Genomic DNA, 1,279 nt, shown 5'->3' with positions numbered 1-1,279 from the left:
CCGGAAACTTAGAGCGCAAGCTTTGGGATGTGAACCGACTTAACCTTGAGTACAAAGCAAAACTCTCACAAGCCGATGAACTTTACATCATGTTAACGGGTCTATTTGAACAGCATCAATTCCCATCCATGCTGGAAGATTCAGAAAAAGACCTTGAAAGGGATACGCTCTATATGAAAGATAAAGGCATTGAGAATGGATTTGATGAAAACAACCAACAAATCAAACCACTGCCTATGACCGTAAAAACACATCGACTAAAAGCACTCATTGATGCCGTGCAGGCCAATGGGGTTTATCGTGTCGAAGTTGACCGAGTGGATGAGCACGAAGTGATTCATCTTTTGCTTCACAGAAAGACGTAACGGTTATTAGTCATATTATGAAACAGGGATTTATATGGCAAAACCTCGATTAACGACCTCGCTATTTATTGAAAGGTCTCAACAGCGATGGGGGAATAAATTCGATTACCAAAAAACGGAATACATCAACAACCGCACCCCTCTTGTATTGTTTTGCGTTAAGCATCAACAGTTTTTTGAACAAACACCGAAATCTCATTTCATTACGAAACACGAGTGTTGCCCTCTGTGCTACAAGGAGCGAGCTGGCACCTTTCAAAACCAATGGCGACAGCAAAAACAAGAAGAGTCAAAACCAATAAAAAATGAAATATGGCGCGCAATTGATAGAGCTTTTGCCTCTTCATAATTGGGGTATTGCGCACATTTCTCCGAAAAGTTCATTTTTCATTTTATGGCTGAATTAGGGGGTTGAGCACCAATGGAACAGAAAACAACGTTAAGAAGGTTAAGTGATGGTATTTAAGGCGATACTATCTTTATCACTCACTCTCAGTTTGAATACGTCCATCTAAATTTATCTCCACAGGATAACGTTTAACGATATCTAGCCACCACTCTGAACTTATTGGTGGGGTGAAATGACTATGTTCCGCAATTTTTAAACATTGGAGTAATGTAGTCAAATCTAGAAAAATAGTTTGAAAAACATTCATATTATCGCTCGTCATGTTGGCGATAAAAGCAATTGAGACCTTCATTTTTTTCTTTCAGTGCGTTGAGCAAGTGATTGATCATATAGATTACATCCATGCTATCAAGCACACCTATTTGAATATGACCAACACGTAAGTAATCCAAACAGTTACTTTTGTCTGGAATGTCAGTTCCTCCATCGGTAATCGTAATCTCAAGCTGGTCGTCTAGTTTCAAAACGTGGAGACATCCGGCACCAATTCGATACGCATAAATTT

2 pseudogenes are annotated in these 1,279 nt (G+C 39.3%); one reads left to right on the top strand and one right to left on the bottom strand.

Features of this window, described 5'->3' with window-relative positions:
• Positions 1 to 365 (top strand): annotated as a pseudogene (locus tag Q1A70_RS19965) (DUF2913 family protein); the annotation flags it as partial.
• 657 nt (positions 366 to 1,022) lie between these two features.
• Here the strand turns inward: Q1A70_RS19965 and Q1A70_RS19960 are convergent.
• A pseudogene (locus Q1A70_RS19960) lies at positions 1,023 to 1,279 on the bottom strand (hypothetical protein); the annotation flags it as partial.

This window comes from uncultured Vibrio sp. (assembly GCF_947488985.1).
Classification (GTDB): Bacteria; Pseudomonadota; Gammaproteobacteria; order Enterobacterales; family Vibrionaceae; genus Vibrio.
The sequence above is the reverse complement of the archived record's forward strand: the minus strand, read 5'-3'. Positions and strand labels throughout refer to the sequence as shown.